Below are 20,091 nucleotides of genomic sequence, written 5' to 3'. Positions count from 1 at the left end.
TGGACGCAACGAAAGGTCGACGTAATGCGGATAGTTGTCGGAATGACAGGCGCGACCGGCGCGGCACTAGGCGTGCGGCTGCTTCAGGAATTGCAGAAGCGACCGGAAGTCGAAACGCATCTGGTAATCAGCCGATGGGCACGCAGCACCATCGAATGGGAAACCTCGATGACCACGCGGGACGTTTCCGCGCTGGCCGATGTCAGCTACAGCCCCGACGATCAGGGTGCGGCGATCTCGTCGGGATCGTTCCGGACCGACGCGATGGTGATCGTGCCGTGCAGCATGAAGACCCTCGCCGCCATCCGCTGCGGCTACGCCGACGGTCTGATCGCCCGCGCCGCCGACGTGACGCTCAAGGAGCGACGCAAACTGATCCTGGTCCCGCGCGAAGCACCGTTGAGCGAAATCCATTTGGACAACATGCTGACGCTGGCACGCATGGGAACGATGATCGTGCCGCCGATGCCGTCGTTCTATCAGCATCCGGTCACCGTCGACGATGTCGTCGACCACTTCGTCGCACGCCTGCTCGGCACGCTGGGTCTGGCCGCCGACGAACCTTACGAATGGACCGGATTCACCAAAGAGCGTGCCCGGCAGGCGATTCAGTCATGACCGCGCAGGTCGACAGCCCCGACGGCCGCGCAATGACCGACGAGCCGCCCATCACCGATCTGCGTACGGCGCTGGAACGGTTGACCCGCTATCCCGGCCAGTTGATCGAAACCGATCACCCGGTCGACCCGGCGGCCGAATTGGCCGGGGTCTACAAGCGGATCGGCGCCTACGGCACGGTCGCCCGGCCGACGCGGTTGGGGCCCGCGATGATGTTCAACTCCGTCACCGGATACCCCGACTCCCGAGTCCTGGTGGGGCTCATGGCAAGTCGCGAACGCGTCGGCATTCTGCTCGACTCTCCGCCACGGCTCCTGACACAGCGGATGGCCGAGGCCGTGCGCAACCCGCAGGGCCCGGTCCTGGTCGGCGCCGAGGAAGCGTTGTGCCAGCAGGTAATTCACCGAGCCACCGACCCCGGCTTCGACCTGCGAACCCTGCTACCGGCACCAACCAACACCCCCGACGACGCCGGACCGTACTTCTGCCTGGGCCTGGTCCTCGGCAGCGACCCCGAGCTGGGCACCGACGTCACCATCCACCGCCTCTGCGTGCAAAGCCACGACGAGATGTCGATCTTCTTCGCGCCGGGACGTCACATCGACGAGTTCCGTCGCCGCGCCGAAGCCGCCGGACGACCGTTCCCCATCTCGATCAACATGGGCCTCGATCCCGCCATCCCCATCGGCGCCACCTTCGAAGCACCAACCACCCCACTGGGTTACGACGAACTCGCCATCGCGGGCGGCCTGCGCGGCACCCCCGTCGGCCTGGTCGACTGCGTCACCGTTGAGCAGAAGGCGATCGCCCGCGCCGAGATCGTCATCGAGGGCTACATCCTGCCCGACGTACGCGTCGCCGAAGATCAGAACACCCACACCGGCCACGCCATGCCCGAATTCCCCGGCTACAACGGGCCCGCCAACCCGTCCCTACCGGTCATCAAGGTCACCGCGATCACCACACGCCACCACCCCATCCTGCAAACCCTCGTCGGCCCCGGCGAAGAACACACCAGCCTGGCCGGCATCCCCACCGAGGCCAGCATCTACAACGCCCTCGACGCCGCCCTGCCCGGATTCGTCACCGCCGTCTACGCCCACACCGCGGGCGGCGGCAAATTCCTGTCCATCCTCGAATGCAACAAGACCCGCCCCTTCGACGACGGCCGTGCCCGCCAAGCCGCACTCATCGCCTTCGGCGTCTACTCCGAACTCAAGAACATCATCCTCGTCGACGCCGACGTCGACATCTTCGACACCGACGATGTGCTGTGGGCCATGCAAACCCGCATGCAGAACGACATCGACATCATCACCATCCCCGCGGTCGCAGGCCACGTCCTCGACCCCACCCAATCCCCCGCCTACAACCCCGCACTCCCCGCGGTCGGCACCACCGCCAAGACCATCTTCGACGCCACCGTCCCCTACCACCTCAAAGCCACCTTCGAACGCGCCCACTTCACCGACGTCGATCCCCGCCCCTACGCCCCCGACCTCAACCTGCTCTACCCATAATCAGACCGCGCCGAATGGAAGAGGCCCCGCGCCGGATGTCTCCCGGTGCGGGGCCTCGAGCCGAAAAGCGCTGCTAGGCGCTACTTTTCAGGCACCCTACTTGCACGCCGCCTTGGCCTCGCGGCGACGACGATGCAGGATCGGCTCGGTGTATCCGTTGGGCTGCTTGGTGCCCTCGAGGATCAGCTCCTTGGCAGCCTGGAACGCAATGCTGCCCGCGAAGTCCGGTGCCAGCGGCCGGTAGCTCGCGTCGCCCGCGTTCTGCCGGTCCACCACCGGTGCCATCCGCTCCAGGCTCTCCACCACTTCATCGGTGGAGACGACGCCGTGGCGCAGCCAGTTGGCTACCAGCTGGCTCGAAATGCGCAGGGTGGCACGGTCTTCCATGAGCGCGACATCCTCGATGTCGGGGACCTTGGAGCAGCCGACACCCTGGTCGATCCAGCGCACCACGTAGCCGAGGATCGACTGCGCGCTGTTGTCGAGCTCCTGCTTCTTCTCCTCGGCCGACCAGTTCGGGGCCGCGGCGAGCGGGATCTCGAGGATCTGGTCGACGGTGGCCCGGCGGCCACCCTTGAGGATTTCCTGTTGCCGCTCCAGCACATTCACCTGGTGGTAGTGCGTCGCGTGCAGGGTGGCGGCGGTCGGCGACGGCACCCACGCGGTGTTCGCGCCGGCCTTCGGGTGGCCGATCTTCTGCACCAGCATGTCGGCCATCAGATCCGGCATGGCCCACATACCCTTGCCGATCTGTGCCTTGCCGGGCAGCCCGGCGGCCAGGCCGGTATCGACGTTCCAGTCCTCGTAGGACTTGATCCACTGCTGGGCCTTCATGTCGGCCTTGCGGACCATCGGCCCGGCCTCCATCGAGGTGTGGATCTCGTCGCCGGTGCGGTCGAGGAAGCCGGTGTTGATGAACACGACGCGGTCGGCGGCGGCCTGGATACAGGCCTTCAGGTTCACCGTGGTGCGGCGCTCCTCGTCCATGATGCCGACCTTGAGGGTGTTGCGCGGCACGCCGAGCACGTCCTCGATCCGGCCGAACAGCTCGCTGGTGAACGCGACCTCGTCCGGGCCGTGCATCTTCGGTTTCACGATGTAGACCGAGCCGGTGCGGCTGTTCTTCAGCTCGGTGTCGCCGCGCAGCGAGTGGGTGGCGATGAGCGAGGTAACCAGACCGTCGAGGATGCCCTCGGGGATCTCGTTGCCGTCGGAGTCGATGATCGCGTCGCTGGTCATCAGGTGACCGACGTTGCGCACGAACAGCAGCGAACGACCGTGCAGCGCAAGCTCACTGCCGTCGAGCGCGGTGTAGACCCGGTCCGGGTTCATGGTGCGGGTGAACGTCTTCTCGCCCTTGCTCACCTTCTCGGTGAGATCGCCCTTCATCAGACCGAGCCAGTTGTGGTAGCAGAGGACCTTGTCCTCGGCGTCCACGGCGGCGACCGAGTCCTCGAAGTCCATGATCGTGGTGATCGCGGACTCCAGCACCAGGTCCTTGACGCCCGCGGTGTCGGTGCTGCCGACCGGCGAGGCCGGGTCGATCTGGATCTCGATGTGCAGACCGTTGTGCTTCAGCAGCACCGCGGTCGGCGATTCCGGATCACCGAGGTAGCCGACGAGCTGCGACGGATCGGCCAGGCCGATCTCGGTGCCGTCCTCCAGGCCGACCTCGAGCTCACCGTCGACGATCTTGTAGGAGGTCGAGCCGATGTGCGAGCCGGTGATCAGCGTCGCGGAGTCGTCGAGGAAGTTGCGCGCCCACTCGATGACCTTGTCGCCGCGAACCTTGTTGTAGCTCTTGCCCTTTTCCGCGCCGTTGGCCTCGGAGATGGCGTCGGTGCCGTACAGCGCGTCGTAGAGCGAACCCCAGCGCGCGTTGGCGGCGTTGATCGCGAAGCGGGCGTTCATCACCGGCACCACGAGCTGCGGGCCCGCGGTGGTGGCGATCTCGGTGTCCACGTTCTGGGTGGCGATCTGGAAATCGGCGGGCTCCGGACGGAGGTAACCGATTTCGCCGAGGAAGCTCTTGTAGGCGGCCTTGTCGTAGCCGGCACCGGGGTGCTCGGCGTGCCAGGCGTCGACCTTGCCCTGGATCTCGTCGCGCTCGGCGAGCAACGCGCGATTGCGCGGCGCGAGATCGTTGATGACCTCCTCGGCTCCGGCCCAGAACGCGGCGGAATCTACGCCGGTTCCGGGGAGCGCCTCGTTCTCGATGAACTCGTGGAGAACGCTGGCCACCTGAAGCCCGCCGACCTGAATCCGCTCTGTCATCTACTGCCTCACTTCTGAGAAAGCCGGGTGGGAAAGACGCATACATGTTACCCGTGGGTAGTGATACCACCGTGTAGCGGGTCAAACGCGGCGTCTCGCCGATATGTTCCGGCGCGCCGATCGTGCGGGGATCTATCCGTCGGCGCGTCGCCCGCGACGCGAGCGATGGGCCCGGAGGCGGCAGCCTGCGTAACCACGGAGGGTCCGCGAGCGTCGCCAATTAAGCCCAGTGTGTCGGCGGTCGGCCGGACAGCTCCTTGATTCTATCCGCGCGGGGATTTAATGTACTGATCGGAACATTTTCTGATCGGCAGGAGTGCGTGTGTCGCTCACGGACAAGGTCGTCGTGGTCACCGGTGGCAGCCGGGGACTCGGCAAGGAGATGGTGCTCGCGTTCGCCGCGGCGGGCGCGGATGTGGTGATCGCCAGCCGCAAGTTCGACGATTGCGCGGCGCTGGCGGACGAGGTGAAGAACACGCACGGCCGCCGCGCGCTGCCGGTGGCCTGCAATGTCAGCGACTGGGCGCAGTGCGACGCGCTCGTCGAGACGGTGTACGCCGAATTCGGCCGGGTCGACGTGCTGGTGAACAACGCAGGACTCTCGCCGCTCTACCCGAGCCTGGATCAGGTCTCGGAGGCCCTGTTCGACAAGGTCATCGGCGTGAATCTCAAAGGGCCGTTCCGGCTTTCCGCGCTGATCGGTACCCGCATGGCGGCCACCGGCGGCGGTTCGATCATCAACATCTCCTCGATCGAAGCGGTCCGTCCCGCCCCGTTCGCGGTGCCCTACGCCGCGGCGAAGGCCGGATTGAACACGCTCACCGTGGGTCTCGCGCAGAGCTTCGGACCGACGGTGCGGGTCAACACCATTCAGTGCGGCGCCTTCGCGACCGACATCTCCAAGGCCTGGACCGACGAGATGCGCACCCAGATCGGCACCCTCAACGCGCAACGACGAGTCGGCGAACCCGACGAGATCGTCGGCGCCGCAATATTCTTCGCCACGGACGCCTCTGCCTTCTGCACGGGCGCCACCCTCGCACTGGACGGCGGTTGGCGATGAAAGCACTGACTTACCAAGGCCCGCGACAGATCTCGTACTCCGACGTGCCCGACCCGATCCTCACCGCGCCGGACAGCGCGATCATCCAGGTGACCGCGACCGGCATCTGCGGCAGCGACCTGCACATCTACGGCGGACACGGGTTCACCGACAAGACCGGCTACAGCGTCGGACACGAGGCCGTCGGCGAGATCGTCGAACTCGGCCCCGAGGTGCGCGGCCTCTCGGTCGGCGACCGGGTGCTGGTGTCCGCGTCGGCGGGCTGCAATCGGTGCGCGAAGTGCCGGGTGGGCATCGTCGCGGCCTGCGAGCGCACGCCCCTGGCGATCGACGCCTGCTACGGCCTCGGTGGCTCGCTGCCGGGCGGCCAGGCCCAGCTGTTGGCGGTCCCGCACGCCGAAGGAAACCTGGTGCGGCTGCCCGAGGGCGTCAGCGACGAGGCCGCGGTTGTGCTCACCGACAATGCCCCGACCGCCTGGTACGGCGCGCGCCGCGCCCGCATCGCGCCCGGCGAGACCGTGGTGGTGATCGGGCTGGGCCCGGTCGGGCTGATGGCGATTCAGTCGGCGTTCGCGATGGGTGCGGCGCGGGTGCTCGGCGTCGACCTGATCGCCGAACGCCGCAAGCAGGCCGCCGAACTCGGCGCCGAGCCGATCGAGGCGGACGACCCGAAGCTCGCGATCCGCGAAATGCTCGGCGGCGGTGCGGATGTCGCGATCGAAGCGGTCGGTGCCGATGCCACCATCAAGTTGGCCATCAGCGCGGTGGGGCACCGCGGCCGGGTGAGCGTCATCGGTGTCAGCCAGAACCGCGCGTATCCATTCCACATGCCACTGGCGCAGGTCAAGGAGCTCGAATTCCACATCGGCCTGTGCTCGATCCAGTACGAGCTGCCCACCTTGCTGAAGCTGACCGCGGCCGGTCGACTTCGCCCGGAAGCCGTTGTCACCCATCCCCTCCCGATGTCCGACGGCGCGAACGCCTACCAGCTGTTCGCCGAACGCGCGGACGGCGTGAGCAAGGTAGTGCTGGACCCCGCGAGATGAGTACCGCATCGATGAGCGGCGGGCCGGACATCGCCCCCGCACGCAGGCGCGGCCGCCCGCCCGCCTCCGAATCGACGGCAGGCGACACCCGTGAGCGGATCGTGCGCGCCGCAGTAGATCTGTTCGCGGAGAAGGGCTTCCACGGCACCGGCGTCGCGGAGATCGGCGACCGCGCCGACGTCCAGCGCGGCGCGCTGTACTACCACATCGGCTCCAAGGAGGAACTGCTCTGGCAGATCCTGCACGACTACATTCAGCTGATGCTGGTCGACGCCGAACGCATCGCGGCAAGCCCCGACGACCCGATCACCAAGCTGCGCAAGCTGATCCACAGCCACGTCGGCCTGATCATCGATCATCGCCGCGAGGTCGCGATCCAGCTGCGCGACGTCACCGCGCTGAGCGGCGCACGCGGCGCGGAGCTGCAAGAACTGCGTGATCGCGTGCAACACTGCTGGCAGCGGGTGATCGACGCGGGCCATGCCGCCGGACTGCTGCGCTCCGACGACCACGTGGTCACCAACAGCGTGCTCGGCATGCTGAACATGGTGACCTTCTGGTATCGACCGCACGGCGGGCACTCCCCCGCCGAGATCGCCGACATACTCGCGACCACGTTCCTCGACGGCGTGGTGACCACGACCGACAACCACACGAAAGGCTGACCATGGCTTGGGATTTCGAGACGGATCCGGACTTCCAGAAAAAGCTGGACTGGGCGACGGAATTCGTCCGCACCGAGGTGGAGCCGCTCGACCTGCTCTACCCGAACCCGTACGACCGCACCGACAAAGAGGCGATGGCGCTCATGCGCCCGCTCAAGGAGCAGGTCAAGGAGCAGGGGCTGTGGGCCTGCCACCTCGGCCCGGAGCTCGGCGGCCAGGGCTACGGGCAGATGAAGCTGGCCCTGCTCAACGAGGTGCTCGGCACGTCGTTCTGGGCGCCGTCGGTATTCGGTTGCCAGGCACCGGATTCCGGCAACGCCGAGATCCTGGCGCACTACGGCACCGAGGAGCAGAAGGCCGAGTACCTGGCGCCGCTGCTGGCCGGTGAGATCGGCTCCTGTTACGTGATGACCGAACCCACCGGCGGTTCGGACCCGACGACGTTCAAGACCCGCGCGGTACGCGACGGCGATCACTGGGTGATCAACGGCGAGAAGTGGTTCAACTCCAACGCGCAGTTCGCCAGCTTCCACATCGTCATGGTGGTCACCAACCCCGATGTCAGTGCGTACCAGGGCATGTCGATGTTCATCGTGCCCGCCGACACCCCCGGCCTGGAGATCGTCAAGAACTTCCACGTGCACGGGTTCAGCGAGCACGAAGGGCATCTGCGCTTCACCGACGTCCGCGTCCCCGCCGACCACCTGCTCGGCGCCGAGGGCCAGGGCTTCATCGTGGCGCAGACCCGCCTCGGCGGCGGCCGCGTGCACCACGCGATGCGCACGGTCGCGTTGGTACGCAAGGCCTTCGACATGATGGCCGAACGTGCCGTCTCCCGCCCGATGCGCAAGGGCCCGCTGGCCGGCCTGCAGATGACCCAGGAACGCATCGCGGACAGCTGGATCGAGATGGAGCAGTTCCGCCTGCTCGTGCTGCGCACCGCGTGGCGCATCGACAAGGAACAGGATTACCTGAAGGTGCGCAAGGACATTGCCGCCATCAAGGTGGCCATGCCCAAGGTCATGCACGACATCGCCCAGCGCGCCCTGCACCTGCACGGCGCGATCGGCGTCAGCACCGACCTGCCCTTCGTCGACATGATGAACTACGCCGAGGTGATGGCGATCGCCGACGGCCCCACCGAGGTACACAAGATCACCCTCGCCAAAGAGGTGCTCAAGGACTACGAGCCGGGCGATCCGGTGTACCCGAGCGGCTACCGTCCGGCCCTGCGCGAGAAGGCCCGCGAGCTCGTCGCGCAACGCCTCGAACACATCGTCGGCAACCTGTAGCGCGTCGGCCCCGTCGTCCCGGACCGGACGGCGGGGTCGATCATGAAGCGCGAGTGACGAAGTCGGCCGGGGCGGGATTCGTGTACGGCGCCATCGGGCTCAGCCGGAGCACCGACGGCATGTGACGGGTCAGCGCGGACGGCCCGCTGAATGTCAGCCGACCCGTCCGAATCGCCTGTGCCAGTGACAATCTGCCGAGCCAGACCAAGTACAACGAGTTGACGTCGGAGATGATGGCGACGTCGACCGGGTAGCCGGGGTCGGCGGCGCAGACCGAGGGCACCCCGGACTCGATGACGATCCAAAAGCGTTCCGGCACATCGGCGAACCGCACCGCGAGCACCTGGCGCTTACCCGGGAACGACGAGGTGTCGAGGCGGGTGTGCATCCACCACACCAGCACCGCCGGATCGAGCTCCTCAGGCTGCGGATCGCCGAAGGTCCAACGGGCGCCCCACTCGCCGAGACCGAACAGGATCGACTCGAGCTCCTGGCCAGCGGCGGTCAGTAGGTACTCGGAGCCGACCTTGTCGACCAGACCGGCCCGTTCGAACTGCCGCAGCCGCTTGGCCAGCAGGCTGCGTGACAAGCCGGGTAGCCCGCGCGCGAGATCGTTGAACCGCGTGGTGCCCAGGAGCAGATCGCGCACGATCAGCAGCGACCAGCGCTCGCCCAGCACGTCGAGCGCCCGGGAAATCGGACAGTATTGGCCGTAGCCTGGTGTCGTCATGGTCACCTCGCGATAGGGGTCCAGTTTCTGGACCGGCAAAGTCCACTTTCTGGACTATTCGGTTATCGCAGCCGTTCCTACCTTCGAAACATGACGACAACCTCCCCTGACATCACCACCGACTGGGTCGCTCTCGCGCGACAGGTCGGCGAGTCCCTGCGCCCTGAAGTGGCCGACCGCGACCACAGCGGCGAGTTCTCCCGCACCGCGTTCGAAATGCTGCGCGTCACCGGGCTCTCCGCCGCTCTGGTGCCGACCGAATTCGGCGGTGGTGACGCCACCCACCGCGAGATGGGCGAGATCCTGCGCGAACTCGGCCGTCACGATCCCTCGACCGCGGTCGCGTTCGCGATGCACACCCATCTGGTCGCTGCCCAGGTCTGGCGGCACAACCACGGCATCAACGCGGCGCCGCTGTTCGGCCGGGTGGTCAACGGGGCGATCCTGATCAGCACCGGCGCCGCCGACTGGGTCGGCTCCAGCGGCCACGCCGAGCAGGTCGACGGCGGCTACCGGGTGCACGCACGCAAGGCACCGGCCAGCGGCGTGGAGGCGGGCACCGTGCTGGTCACCAGCTTTCGCTGGGATGACGCGCCCGAGGGCCCGCACGTCCTGCACTGCGCCATCCCGGTGGACGCTCCCGGCGTGCGCATCGAAAAGACCTGGGACACACTCGGATTGCGAGCAAGTGGCTCGCACACCGTGATCTTCGACGACGTCTTCGTCCCCGACGCCGCCGTCTCCCTGCTCCGCCGCGCCGACACCTGGCCGCCGCTGCTCAACGTCGTGATGGGCGCGGCGATGCCGCTGGTGATGGCCGCCTACCTCGGCATCGCCGACGGCGCGGTGGACCTCGCCGCCGCCCTGGTCGCCGACCGGGCCGACGCGCCGACCTTCCAACTCGCCGGCGAAATGGTCAACGCCCACACCACCGCCGCCGACCTGATCGATGCCATGTTCACCGGTTCCGGCAACCTGCACTTCGACAACACCGACAGCTACGCCAGCCTTACCCTCAGCCGCAAGACCGCAGCCGCCGACGCACTCATCAACACCGTCCGTCTGGCCATCGAAACCGTTGGCGGCCTGGGCTATTCACGCGCCTGCGAACTGGAGATGCGCTACCGCGACGTGCACGGCTGTCTGTTCCATCCGCTGCCGCGCGCCAAGCAGACCCGCTTCACCGGCCGAGTTCTGCTCGGGCACACGCCCATCGGTTGACCTCGCCCGCAGCCCCCATTGCCCGGATGGGGGCGAAACCCTCTCGCTGCGGAAACGGCCTCGGCATCGTCAGCGTTTGGTCACCGTTCTGTACCCCGTGATCCACCCTCGACAGTGTTCAATCGAAGTAACGCTCGTCGCGTGACATCCCGGAGGAGAACCATGGTTTCAGCACGCAAGATCGCCCGATCCCCCATCACCTGGACGCTGGCCGTCCTGCTGGTGATCGGGCTCGGCGTGGGGCTGGCGCTGGCGCAACCGTGGCGGCTGTTCACCAACACCACGGTCAACGAGGCCGCCCCCGCTGCCACCGCGCCCGGTGCAACCGCCGAGCCACGCACCATCGCCGATGGCACCTTCATCTCGCACGAGCACGACACCGCAGGCACCGTGCTGATCCTGCAGCTGCCTGACGGCAGCCGAGTGCTCCGACTCGAGAACCTCGACACCTCCGACGGCCCCGACCTGCACGTATGGCTGACCGACGCCGACGTGGTCGAGGGCAAAGCGGGGTGGTTCGTCTTCGATGACGCCAAGCACATCGACCTCGGCAGCCTCAAAGGCAACAAGGGCAGCCAGAACTACCCCATCCCCGCCGACACCGACCTGACCGCGCTGACCAGCGTCACCATCTGGTGCCAGCGGTTCCACGTTTCGTTCGGTGCCGCCCAGCTGCAGAACGGCTGACCCGCCCCCGAAAATAAATGACCCGACAGCAGTAGGTCCGTTATGTCACCATGGGATTCGACGATGATCACCAGGTAGCGGTGATCCACGAGCACGCGGAAAGGAGGAGGTGGCGATGGTTTCGAAGAACCCGATTCGGGCGAACATCGATGCGGCACAACGCTTGTCGACCATGAAACCAGCATTCGACCGACAGCTGTGCAGCGGACGCGAAGACGGCCACCTCCCGGCCGGTAACTGACCGCCCCTTCCTTGCCCGATCGCTCGACCTCTCCCGAAACATGGTGATTCCCATGACATTCCGCTATGCCGCCAACCGCGCGGCACTAACCGCCGAGAACTGGATACACACCGGGGTGCTGGTGCTGAACGCCTCCTACGAGGCGCTCACCGAGATCAGCGCCGACCGGGCCGTCGTGCTGCTCACCGCCGGGGTCGCCGAGTCGATCGCCGACCGGACGCCGCACTTCCCGATCCGCTCCCAGCACGCCGAGGTGCTGCTGCCGGAGACCATCCGGCTGCTGCGCTACGTCTACATCGAGCACACCGCGCGGGTGCACGACGAGAGCCGGGCCACCCTGGCCGGTGTGCTGCGCCGGGACAGCCACCGGTGCGGTTACTGCGCCGCCTGGGCCCGCACCGTCGACCACATCCGGCCGCGCAGCCGGGGCGGCCCGAACACCTGGAGCAACCTCGTCGCCTGCTGCGGCCCATGCAATACGACCAAGGCCGACCGCACTCCCGAGGAGGCGGGCATGCGGCTGCTCTGGCAGCCCAAGGCACCCAACCACCAGGCCAAGCAACAGCGGCGGATCTGGAAGCAACTCGCCGCAACCTGAACATCCGAGAAAGGAGAGGATCGCGATGACCGTTCGCACCGAGACCACCGCGGTCGTGCAGCTGACCCTGGCCGAGCTGCTCCCGCTCTCGGACTCCCGAGAGTGGCATCGGGCCGCCTGCCGTGGTGACCCGCATCACGAGGCGTGGTTCCCGTACCCGTCGCAGGACTTCGCCTACGCGCGCGAAATCTGCGCCGGCTGCCCGATCCGCGCGGCCTGTGGCGAATTCGCCGCCCGCACCGGCCAGTCCGGTGTCTGGGGCGGCCACGAGTTCGACCGCGGGTCGCTGATCCGCCCGTGAACATCGCCGCCGTGTCCCGCCCGGACACGGCGGCCAACGTTTCGGCACGGCTCGCCGGTCAGGCAAGACTCACCGAGCCCGCAAACCGCAGGTGAACATACACTGTGCACCGTGGGCACTCATCGCAGCGGAATCCGATCCCGGGGCGTCAGCAAAGGTCCGGTTATCGCAGTGGTGGCCATCGCGCTGCTCGTCGCTGGAGTCGTCGCATGGTTCCAGCTACGCGACCGGGCGGCCAATGAGGACAGCGCCGCGGCGGCGGAGTGCGTCTCCGGCCCCGCAACGCTGTACGTCACCGCCGATCCGGACATTGCCGCGCAGGTCAGGGGTGCCGCCGACCGGTACAACGCGACCAAGCCGAAGGTGCGTGACCACTGCGCCCAGGTGGCGGTGACCGCACAACCGTCCGCCGCGATCGTCGCAGCGTTCACCAACGGCAAGCCCTGGGATCCGAACCTCGGCCCGCAGCCGGTGCTGTGGATCCCCGATTCGACGCGCTCGATCGAGTCCATGCGGGTGCCCGGCATGATCGAAGGCACACCCGCGCCGATCGCGGTGAGCCCGATCGTGCTCGCGGTGCCCGACGAATTGCGTGGCGCGCTAGAACAATCCAAGACCACCTGGGCGGATCTGCCACGCCTGCAACAGGGTTCGCTCAAGGATGTCGGCCTGTCCGGCTGGGGCGGCCTGCGTATGGCGTTGCCACCCGGCGATTCCTCCCTCGCCGCCGCCGTCGCAGTGGGATCCGCGGTGTCCGGCGCCGAACCGCTCAGCGAGCAGGCCGCGCAATCCGGGCAGGCCGTGTCCGCGATCTCCGGGCTCGCCGCCAACGCACCGGACGCCGCCGACACCGCCGCAGCCCTCGGCATCATCGCGGGCGCGCCGCAGTCCGCCACCGTGCACGCGGTCGCCACCACCGAGCAGCAGGTGAAAACCCAACCGGGACTTACCGTCTTCCGTCCCGCCGGTGCCGCGCCGGTGGCCGACCACCCGGCCGCGCTGATGTCCGGACCGTGGGTGGACAAGACACAGAACCTGGTCGGCGGGCTCTTCGCTGACTACCTCCGCGCGCCCGAGCAGGCGCAGGCCTTCACCGCTGCGGGCTTCACCACCGCACCGGCCGCCACCCCGGCACCGCCGCGGGCCGCGCTCGACAAGGTCCGGGCCACCCTGGCCAATCCGGTGCTCGGCGTGCAATCCACTGTCCTCGTTGATGTCTCGTCCTCCATGTCGACCACCGACGGTTCGATGACCCGGCTCGCGAATGTCCTCGGCGCGCTGAACTCCACGCTGACCGTCATGCCGCCGGACTTCGGTCTCGGCCTCTGGACGTACGGCAAGAACCTCGACGGCACAACGCCTTACAAGGTGCAGGTCGACACCGCACCGCTCACCGACGACCAGCGCACGAAACTCGGCACCGCGCTCAATGCCGTCAAGGCCAGCGAGCTGCGCTCCGATCAGGCGTACCCGACGCTCATCGCCGCATACAAGAGCGCCATCAACGAATACACCGCTGGCCGTACCAATTCGGTGCTGCTCATCACCGACGGACCCGAGGACGACTCGACCGTCACCGGCGCCAAACTCGCCAGCGACATGGCCGCCGCGATCGACAAGGAACACCCGGTCCGCGTCGACATCATCGTGATCGGCGGTCAGGGTACGCAGACCCTGAAGAGCATCTCCGAGCAGACCGGCGGCACCTACACCCGCCTGACCACGTCCGACGACATCAAGTTCGGCTCAGCGGTAGTCCAGTCGCTCACCACCCCCTAAAGCCGCACACCTTCTGATCTACCGCACACCCAATCGCATGCGAAAGCCTGTGCGGAACATCAGAAGGTGTGCGTCCTCCCCATACCCGAACCGACCGAGGGCGCCCTTCAGCCCGTCTGAGCGGCTGAAGGACGCCTTCGGTCGGGGCCGGTTCGCAGTGGACGGTGGACCGAAGGGGGCCGTCAGTCGGTGTTGGGGGGTGAAGGGCGCCTTCGGTCGGGGTGATCAGTCGGCGTACGCCTCCAGCGGCGGGCACGAGCACACCAGGTTACGGTCGCCGTACGCGCCATCGATACGACGGACCGGCGGCCACACCTTGGGCCGCGCGTGGCCGAGACCCCGTGGGTACACGGCGGTTTCGCGGCTGTACGGGTGCTCCCACTCGCCGACCAGGCAGGCCGCGGTGTGCGGCGCGCCGCGCAGCGGGTTGTCGGTGACCGGCCAGACGCCCGCCGCGACCTGATCGATCTCCTTGCGGATCGCGATCATCGCCTCGATGAAATCGTCCAGCTCATCGAGGTTTTCGCTCTCGGTCGGCTCCACCATCAGGGTTCCCGCGACCGGGAAGCTCATGGTTGGTGCGTGGAAACCGTAGTCCGCCAGCCGCTTCGCGACATCGTCGACGGTCACCCCGGTCTGCTTGGTGATCTCCCGCAGGTCCAGGATGCACTCGTGCGCGACCATGCCGTGCTCGCCGGTGTAGAGCACCGGGAAGTACTCGTCCAGCTTGCGCGCGATGTAGTTGGCCGAGGCGATCGCCGTCAGCGTGGCGTCACGCAGGCCGTCCGCACCCATCATCCGGATGTAGGCCCAGGTGATCGGCAGGATCGAGGCGGAGCCGTAGTTGGCCGCCGACACCGCGTGCGAGTCCGTCACCAGCGGATCGCCGGGCAGGTAAGGCGCGAGGTGCGAACGGACCGCGACCGGGCCGACACCCGGCCCGCCACCGCCGTGCGGGATGCAGAACGTCTTGTGCAGGTTCAGGTGGCTGACGTCGCCGCCGAACTTACCCGGACGGGCCAGCCCGACAAGGGCATTCAGGTTCGCGCCGTCGACGTACACCTGACCGCCCGCGTCGTGCACCAGCGCGCACAGCTCGGCAACCTCGTGCTCGTAGACGCCGTGCGTGGACGGGTAGGTGATCATGATGCAGGCCAGCCGGTCGGCGTGGTCGGCGATCTTGGCCCGCAGATCGTCCAGGTCGACGTCGCCGTTCTCGCGGCACTTGACCACCTCGACGCGCAGCCCCGCCATGGCCGCCGAGGCCGCGTTGGTGCCGTGCGCGCTGGACGGGATCAGGCAGGTATCCCGGTGCGTGTCACCACGATCGAGGTGGTAGCGCCGGATCGCCAGCAGACCCGCGTACTCGCCCTGGCTGCCCGCGTTGGGCTGCAGGCTCACCGAGTCGTAGCCGGTGATGTCGGACAGCCACTGCTCCAGATCGTGGATCACCTGCAGCAGGCCGGGCGCGTCGTCGGCCGGCGCGTACGGGTGCACGCGGGCGAAGCCGGGCCAGGTGATGGCCTCCATCTCGGCGGTCGCGTTGAGCTTCATGGTGCAGGAACCGAGCGGAATCATGCTGCGGTCCAACGCGATGTCCTTGTCGGACAGCGACCGCAGGTAGCGCAGCATGGCGGTTTCGGTGTGGTACTTGGTGAACGCCGGGTGGTCGAGGAACTCGGAGGTGCGGTTCTCGATCGCGACGGCCGGCGCCGGTTCGGGCTGCTCGGCAGACAGTGTGGTGCCGAAGGATTCGAGCACGGCCGCGACGTGCGACTCGGTCGTCGCCTCGTCGCAGGCGATACCGACGTGATCGGCGTCGACCAGGCGCAGGTTGATGCCACGCGACTTCGCCTTCGCGACAACGGCTTCCGCACCACCGGGCACGTGCGCGAGCACGGTGTCGAAGAACGTGTCGTGCACGACCGCCCCGTCCAGCCCGGCCGCGATGGTGGCGGCGTGCCGGTGCACGCGGCGCGCGATCTCGCGCAGGCCATCGGCGCCGTGGTAGCTCGCGTACATCGCCGCGACGATGGCCAGCAGCACCTGCGCGGTACAGATGTTGGAGGTGGCCTTCTCCCGGCGGATGTGCTGCTCACGTGTCTGCAGCGCCAGCCGGTAGGCCACATCGCCGTCCGCGTCCACCGAGACGCCGACCAGCCTGCCCGGCAGCTGCCTGGCATACGCCGTGCGCACTGCCAGATACCCGGCGTGCGGGCCGCCGAATCCGAGCGGCACACCAAAACGTTGGGTGGTGCCGAAGCACACGTCCGCACCTTGATCGCCCGGCGAGGCGATCAGCGTCATCGCCAGCAGGTCCGCACCCACCGCGACCAACGCGCCGCGCTCGTGCGCCGCGCTGATCAGCGCCGTCCAGTCCACTACCCGGCCGGATGCGCCGGGCGCCTGCACCAGCACACCGAAGAATTCACCTTCGGGCAGCTCACCGCCCGACAGATCCGCGGGTACGAGTTCGATCCCCAGCGGCTGTGCGCGGGTGGTCAGCACGGTCTTGGTCTGCGGGAACAGGTCGGTATCGATGACCAGACGCGCCGACTTGGACCGGCTCGCCCGGTGCAGCAGTGTCATCGCCTCGGCAGCCGCGGTGGCCTCGTCGAGCATGGACGCGTTGGCCACGTCCATGCCGGTCAGCTCGGACACCATGGTCTGGAAGTTCAGCAGCGCCTCGAGCCTGCCCTGGCTGATCTCCGGCTGGTACGGCGTGTAGGCGGTGTACCAGGCCGGGTTCTCCAGCAGATTGCGTACCAGCACCGGCGGCGTCAGCGTGTCGTAGTAGCCGAGGCCGATCATCGTGGTGGCCACGGTGTTCGAGTGGGCCAACCCGGCGAGTTCGGCGAGCACCTCGTGTTCGGTTGCGGCAGGCGGCAATCCGGACAGGCCACCGGGGGACGGAAGGGAGGCGGAGCCGACCGGGGGCGGGTAAGCACCGCCGTCGAGGATGGTGGCGGGCAGGGCCTTCGTGGCGAGCTCGTCGAGCGAGTCGACGCCGACGACGTCCAGGATCCGGGCGAGTTCGCCCCGGTCAGGTCCGATGTGGCGGTCGGCGAATGAGCGAGTCACGGCAGCTCCCATAGGGTCGGGCGGGTCGACGGGGGTCGACGGGTACCAGCCCTCCCCCTCTGTCGTGTTGCCTGAGAGATTCGGACGCCGCGACCTTGATGAAGGTCGAGCCCCTTTCCCCATGGGCGGGCGACCCGAAGCCACCGCTTTCCAGAGGCGCCCAAGCCCGCACGGTCCCTGATGCCTGAGAGATTGACGGGGAGGTGCTGCTCCTTCGGCGCCCGGACTCTGTCGAACCCGGGACTCTCCCGCACGGCGTTGACGCGCCACCAGTTTAAGCCGACGACACGCCAGAACGTGTCACTGGTCCCTTCCCGGCGGTGTCGCGCTGGTCACGCTGCTGCGTCGAGGTTCCCAACAGGAACATAGATAGATGCGCATATCTACCTAACACAATGTCTTTGGAAGGTTCCAAACCGAGCGGTCCAGACGCCACGGCTGGTCACCGAAAATCAGGTGCCACGCAGCACAACACCCCGCTACCCTCGGTTTGTCGGGGAGGCGGGGTGTTGGTTCAGTTGGCTGGTTCTAACCGGTCTTGCGGCTCATCCGTGCCTTACGCCGGTAGGACAGCTCGTCCTCCGGCCGTTCCGTCACCGCGGACGCACGTTCCGCGGGGAAGTTGGCGATGGCGCCGGTGAGTTCGTGCATGGCACCGCTGATGGCGATGCCGAAAACGCCCTGCCCGCCCTGCAGTAAATCGACTACCTCCTCGGCCGAGGTGCACTCGTACACCGAGGTGCCGTCGGAGAACAGGGTGATGCCGGCCAGGTCCTGCACTCCCCTGCTGCGTAGATGGTCGACCGCGATCCGGATGTTCTGTAGCGAGATGCCCGCGTCGAGCAGCCGCTTCACGATCTTCAGGACCAGGATGTCCTTGAACGAGTACAGCCGTTGGCTCCCGGAGCCCGCGGCGCTGCGGATGGAGGGCACGACCAATCCGGTGCGCGCCCAGTAGTCGAGCTGCCGGTAGGTGATCCCGGCCACCTGGCATGCACTGGGAACCCGGTAGCCGACCAGATCGTCGGGAACCGAGTCGTCCGGGAACAGGCCTGGCTGCATTACATCCTGCGATTCCTCTGCCACTGACCACTCCCTTGCTTCGCCGACGGCTAGCCTCATCGATGACCCGGCTCCGTTTCGACCACCGCTGTACTGACGACCTGGCCAAAACGGACGTGGCCCAACTATCGAGATTACTCCCCCTGATTGTCCAGGGAGCACCATCGTCAGGCCAAACGCGACGCGCGGTTAAAGTCTCAAGCTCTGGTTAAGGGCGGATCCCCCGGTCATCCCGCGAAAACGCCGGTTTGCCGGAAAGGTCCTGTTCAGCTATCCGTGGCCTTGAAGTCGTCGGGCGAGACCGACTCCAGGAATTCCTTGAACTTCTCCACCTCGTCCTCGCGCTCGTCCGGCATGACCAGCCCGGCTTCCTCGAGCACCGGCTCCTCGGCATAGATCGGGCAACCGACCCGCAAGGCGATCGCTACCGAATCGGAGGGCCGAGCCGAGATGTGCAGATCGTTCTCGAACACCAGATCCGCGTAGAAGGTGCCCTCTTGTAGATCGACGATGCGTACTTCCTTCAAAGTGTGCCCGAGCTCGGTGATCAGGATCTTGATCAGATCGTGGGTCAGCGGGCGGATCGGGGTCACCCCCTCCTGCTCCAGCACGATCGCGGTCGCCTCGGCCTGCCCGATCCAGATTGGTAGATACCGATCCCCCGAGACCTCACGGAGCAACAGCACGGGCTGATTCTGTGGCTGTTCGACACGAATGCCGATCACACGCATTTCACTCATGCCTCCGCCTCGCTAACGCTCGGCTGCGCCATGCGCGATGCACGCTGTGACATGAATCGTTCGCTTCGCTCACTCATCGCACTGCCTCCCATTACTCAACACCAGCCGCTCGCGCCGACCGCCCGGCACGACCACCGCAGAGCTCGCCGTACCACGAGTCTAGGCGAACCCGCGCGAGTGCAGCGGTCCGTGTGCACAGCCGAAATCGGCGTGTTGGATGACCGAAACATGACAGAGATTCCCTGTCAGCGGTTCAACGGGATGTTCAGCCGCCCAGCGACGTCCGCACCGACGACTTCACCAGACACGCGTGCAACGTCAGCGACAGCGCCGCGAGTTCGCGCACCGTTTCCTCGGCTCTGGCCCGCGCACCGGCATCCCGGCTCTTCGCGATCGGCGCGGCGATCTGCGCGACCAGCGCGGCCTCGCGATCAGCGGCCAGTTTGAACGCACGCAAATGCCGTGCCTCCAAACCGAATTCGGCCATCGCCTTGGCGGTCTTGGCCAGCGTCACCGCGTCGCCGTCGAAGAATCCGGCGGCGCCGGGGGTGATCAGGTTCGCCCGGACGAGGTCGTTGAGGAAGGCCTCGTCGATCTCGGCCTGTGCGAGCAGATCCGCGCGGGTGAGCCGGATTTCGTGATCGAACCGCAGATCGTCGGGGGAAATCTCGCTGGGCACCACGCCGAGCCTCCTCGGCGCCGCGGCACCGTTCCGGTTCCCGCCAGGCGCGGCCGGGTGCTCGGAGTCGGACACCGTTGGTGCCGACTCCGACGCACCCGCACGGCCGGAATGCGCCCGGGCGCGGGCTTCCCGCACACCGAGCGTCGCCGCGCCGCTGTCGATCGCTTCGAGTTGTTCCTTGATCACCTTCAGCGGCAGGTACTGATCGCGTTGCGCGGTCAGCACGAACCGAAGCCGTTCACAATCGGCGATGGAGAATCTGCGGTAGCCCGAGGGCGTGCGCTCCGGCCGAATCAGGCCTTCCGCTTCGAGGAAACGGATCTTCGAGATGGTGACGTCCGGAAAGTCGGGGCGCAGCAGGTCGAGAACGGAGCCGATCGACATGCCTCCGCGCGCCCACTGCGCCGCGCCGGTCACAGCGCCAGGCTCCTCGAGACACAGAGCTCCTTCATGACCCCGAGCCCTTCATGTCGAGAAAGAACCCAGCGCCG

General features: G+C 67.2%; 18 protein-coding genes and 1 riboswitch. Of the genes, 12 read left to right on the top strand and 6 right to left on the bottom strand.

Features of this window, described 5'->3' with window-relative positions; genetic code table 11:
- Window positions 1–24 precede the first annotated feature (24 nt).
- Both ACQPW1_RS23885 and ACQPW1_RS23880 read left to right on the top strand, forming a co-directional pair.
- Complete coding sequence (locus ACQPW1_RS23885) at window positions 25–618, top strand: UbiX family flavin prenyltransferase (RefSeq protein WP_433664929.1); 594 nt, start codon at window positions 25–27, stop codon at window positions 616–618.
- Window positions 615–2,138, top strand: coding sequence for a UbiD family decarboxylase (locus tag ACQPW1_RS23880; protein WP_433664928.1), 1,524 nt, complete (start codon window positions 615–617; stop codon window positions 2,136–2,138). The genes ACQPW1_RS23885 and ACQPW1_RS23880 overlap by 4 nt, the downstream gene beginning before the upstream one ends.
- Before the next feature lie 96 nt (window positions 2,139–2,234).
- On the opposite strand, the gene ACQPW1_RS23875 is transcribed toward ACQPW1_RS23880, so the two are convergent.
- The gene (locus tag ACQPW1_RS23875) at window positions 2,235–4,412 is read right to left on the bottom strand and encodes a malate synthase G (RefSeq protein WP_433664927.1); all 2,178 of its coding nucleotides are present in this window, start codon (window positions 4,410–4,412) and stop codon (window positions 2,235–2,237) included.
- A gap of 322 nt (window positions 4,413–4,734) precedes the next feature.
- Here ACQPW1_RS23875 and ACQPW1_RS23870 point away from each other — a divergent pair, with 322 nt between their 5' ends.
- Genes ACQPW1_RS23870 through ACQPW1_RS23855 form a run of 4 tightly spaced genes read left to right on the top strand, consistent with a single transcriptional unit; the run spans window position 4,735 to window position 8,478 of the window.
- Window positions 4,735–5,475, top strand: coding sequence for an SDR family NAD(P)-dependent oxidoreductase (locus ACQPW1_RS23870; RefSeq protein ID WP_433664926.1), 741 nt, complete (start codon window positions 4,735–4,737; stop codon window positions 5,473–5,475).
- On the top strand, window positions 5,472–6,521 hold the full coding sequence (locus ACQPW1_RS23865) for an alcohol dehydrogenase catalytic domain-containing protein (RefSeq protein ID WP_433664925.1): 1,050 nt from the start codon (window positions 5,472–5,474) through the stop codon (window positions 6,519–6,521). The genes ACQPW1_RS23870 and ACQPW1_RS23865 overlap by 4 nt, the downstream gene beginning before the upstream one ends.
- Window positions 6,518–7,186: a TetR/AcrR family transcriptional regulator gene (locus tag ACQPW1_RS23860; protein ID WP_433664923.1), complete on the top strand. Its 669-nt coding sequence runs from the start codon at window positions 6,518–6,520 to the stop codon at window positions 7,184–7,186. Before ACQPW1_RS23865 ends, ACQPW1_RS23860 begins: the two co-directional genes overlap by 4 nt.
- 2 nt (window positions 7,187–7,188) lie before the next feature.
- The gene (locus ACQPW1_RS23855) at window positions 7,189–8,478 is read left to right on the top strand and encodes an acyl-CoA dehydrogenase family protein (protein WP_433664922.1); all 1,290 of its coding nucleotides are present in this window, start codon (window positions 7,189–7,191) and stop codon (window positions 8,476–8,478) included.
- A gap of 40 nt (window positions 8,479–8,518) precedes the next feature.
- Here the strand turns inward: ACQPW1_RS23855 and ACQPW1_RS23850 are convergent, their stop codons facing one another.
- Window positions 8,519–9,208, bottom strand: coding sequence for a winged helix-turn-helix transcriptional regulator (locus ACQPW1_RS23850; RefSeq protein WP_433664921.1), 690 nt, complete (start codon window positions 9,206–9,208; stop codon window positions 8,519–8,521).
- 90 nt (window positions 9,209–9,298) lie between these two features.
- On the opposite strand from ACQPW1_RS23850, the gene ACQPW1_RS23845 reads away from it, so the two are divergent.
- From ACQPW1_RS23845 to ACQPW1_RS23820, 6 genes are all read left to right on the top strand, one after another.
- On the top strand, window positions 9,299–10,429 hold the full coding sequence (locus ACQPW1_RS23845) for an acyl-CoA dehydrogenase family protein (RefSeq protein ID WP_433664920.1): 1,131 nt from the start codon (window positions 9,299–9,301) through the stop codon (window positions 10,427–10,429).
- A 162-nt stretch (window positions 10,430–10,591) separates the two neighbouring features.
- Window positions 10,592–11,116, top strand: coding sequence for a DM13 domain-containing protein (locus ACQPW1_RS23840; RefSeq protein WP_433664919.1), 525 nt, complete (start codon window positions 10,592–10,594; stop codon window positions 11,114–11,116).
- 115 nt (window positions 11,117–11,231) lie between these two features.
- A complete protein-coding gene (locus ACQPW1_RS23835) occupies window positions 11,232–11,357 on the top strand; it encodes a hypothetical protein (RefSeq protein WP_433664918.1) in 126 nt (41 codons plus the stop codon).
- 52 nt (window positions 11,358–11,409) lie between these two features.
- Window positions 11,410–11,955, top strand: coding sequence for an HNH endonuclease (locus ACQPW1_RS23830; RefSeq protein ID WP_433664917.1), 546 nt, complete (start codon window positions 11,410–11,412; stop codon window positions 11,953–11,955).
- A 25-nt stretch (window positions 11,956–11,980) separates the two neighbouring features.
- Entirely contained in the window at window positions 11,981–12,256 is a 276-nt protein-coding gene (locus ACQPW1_RS23825) for a WhiB family transcriptional regulator (protein ID WP_433664916.1), read from the top strand.
- Window positions 12,257–12,367: 111 nt separating this feature from the next.
- The gene (locus ACQPW1_RS23820) at window positions 12,368–14,035 is read left to right on the top strand and encodes a VWA domain-containing protein (protein WP_433664915.1); all 1,668 of its coding nucleotides are present in this window, start codon (window positions 12,368–12,370) and stop codon (window positions 14,033–14,035) included.
- A 225-nt stretch (window positions 14,036–14,260) separates the two neighbouring features.
- Here ACQPW1_RS23820 and gcvP read toward each other — a convergent pair whose 3' ends face one another.
- The 4 genes from gcvP to ftsR all read right to left on the bottom strand — a co-directional run bounded on the left by gcvP (window position 14,261) and on the right by ftsR (window position 19,984).
- Window positions 14,261–17,128 (bottom strand): aminomethyl-transferring glycine dehydrogenase, encoded by a 2,868-nt coding sequence (gene gcvP / locus ACQPW1_RS23815; protein WP_433664914.1) that lies wholly within the window; start codon window positions 17,126–17,128, stop codon window positions 14,261–14,263.
- A 149-nt stretch (window positions 17,129–17,277) separates the two neighbouring features.
- Window positions 17,278–17,377: riboswitch (glycine riboswitch) on the bottom strand.
- A 267-nt stretch (window positions 17,378–17,644) separates the two neighbouring features.
- Window positions 17,645–18,238 (bottom strand): MerR family transcriptional regulator, encoded by a 594-nt coding sequence (locus tag ACQPW1_RS23810; RefSeq protein ID WP_397144363.1) that lies wholly within the window; start codon window positions 18,236–18,238, stop codon window positions 17,645–17,647.
- A 206-nt stretch (window positions 18,239–18,444) separates the two neighbouring features.
- A complete protein-coding gene (locus ACQPW1_RS23805; RefSeq protein WP_069160942.1) occupies window positions 18,445–18,918 on the bottom strand; it encodes a bifunctional nuclease family protein in 474 nt (157 codons plus the stop codon).
- A gap of 265 nt (window positions 18,919–19,183) precedes the next feature.
- Window positions 19,184–19,984, bottom strand: coding sequence for a transcriptional regulator FtsR (gene ftsR, locus ACQPW1_RS23800; protein WP_433665320.1), 801 nt, complete (start codon window positions 19,982–19,984; stop codon window positions 19,184–19,186).
- Between the last annotated feature and the right edge of the window lie 107 nt (window positions 19,985–20,091).

It is taken from the genome of Nocardia sp. CA-128927 (assembly GCF_050955855.1).
Taxonomy (GTDB): Bacteria; Actinomycetota; Actinomycetes; order Mycobacteriales; family Mycobacteriaceae; genus Nocardia.
The sequence above is the reverse complement of the archived record's forward strand: the minus strand, read 5'-3'. Positions and strand labels throughout refer to the sequence as shown.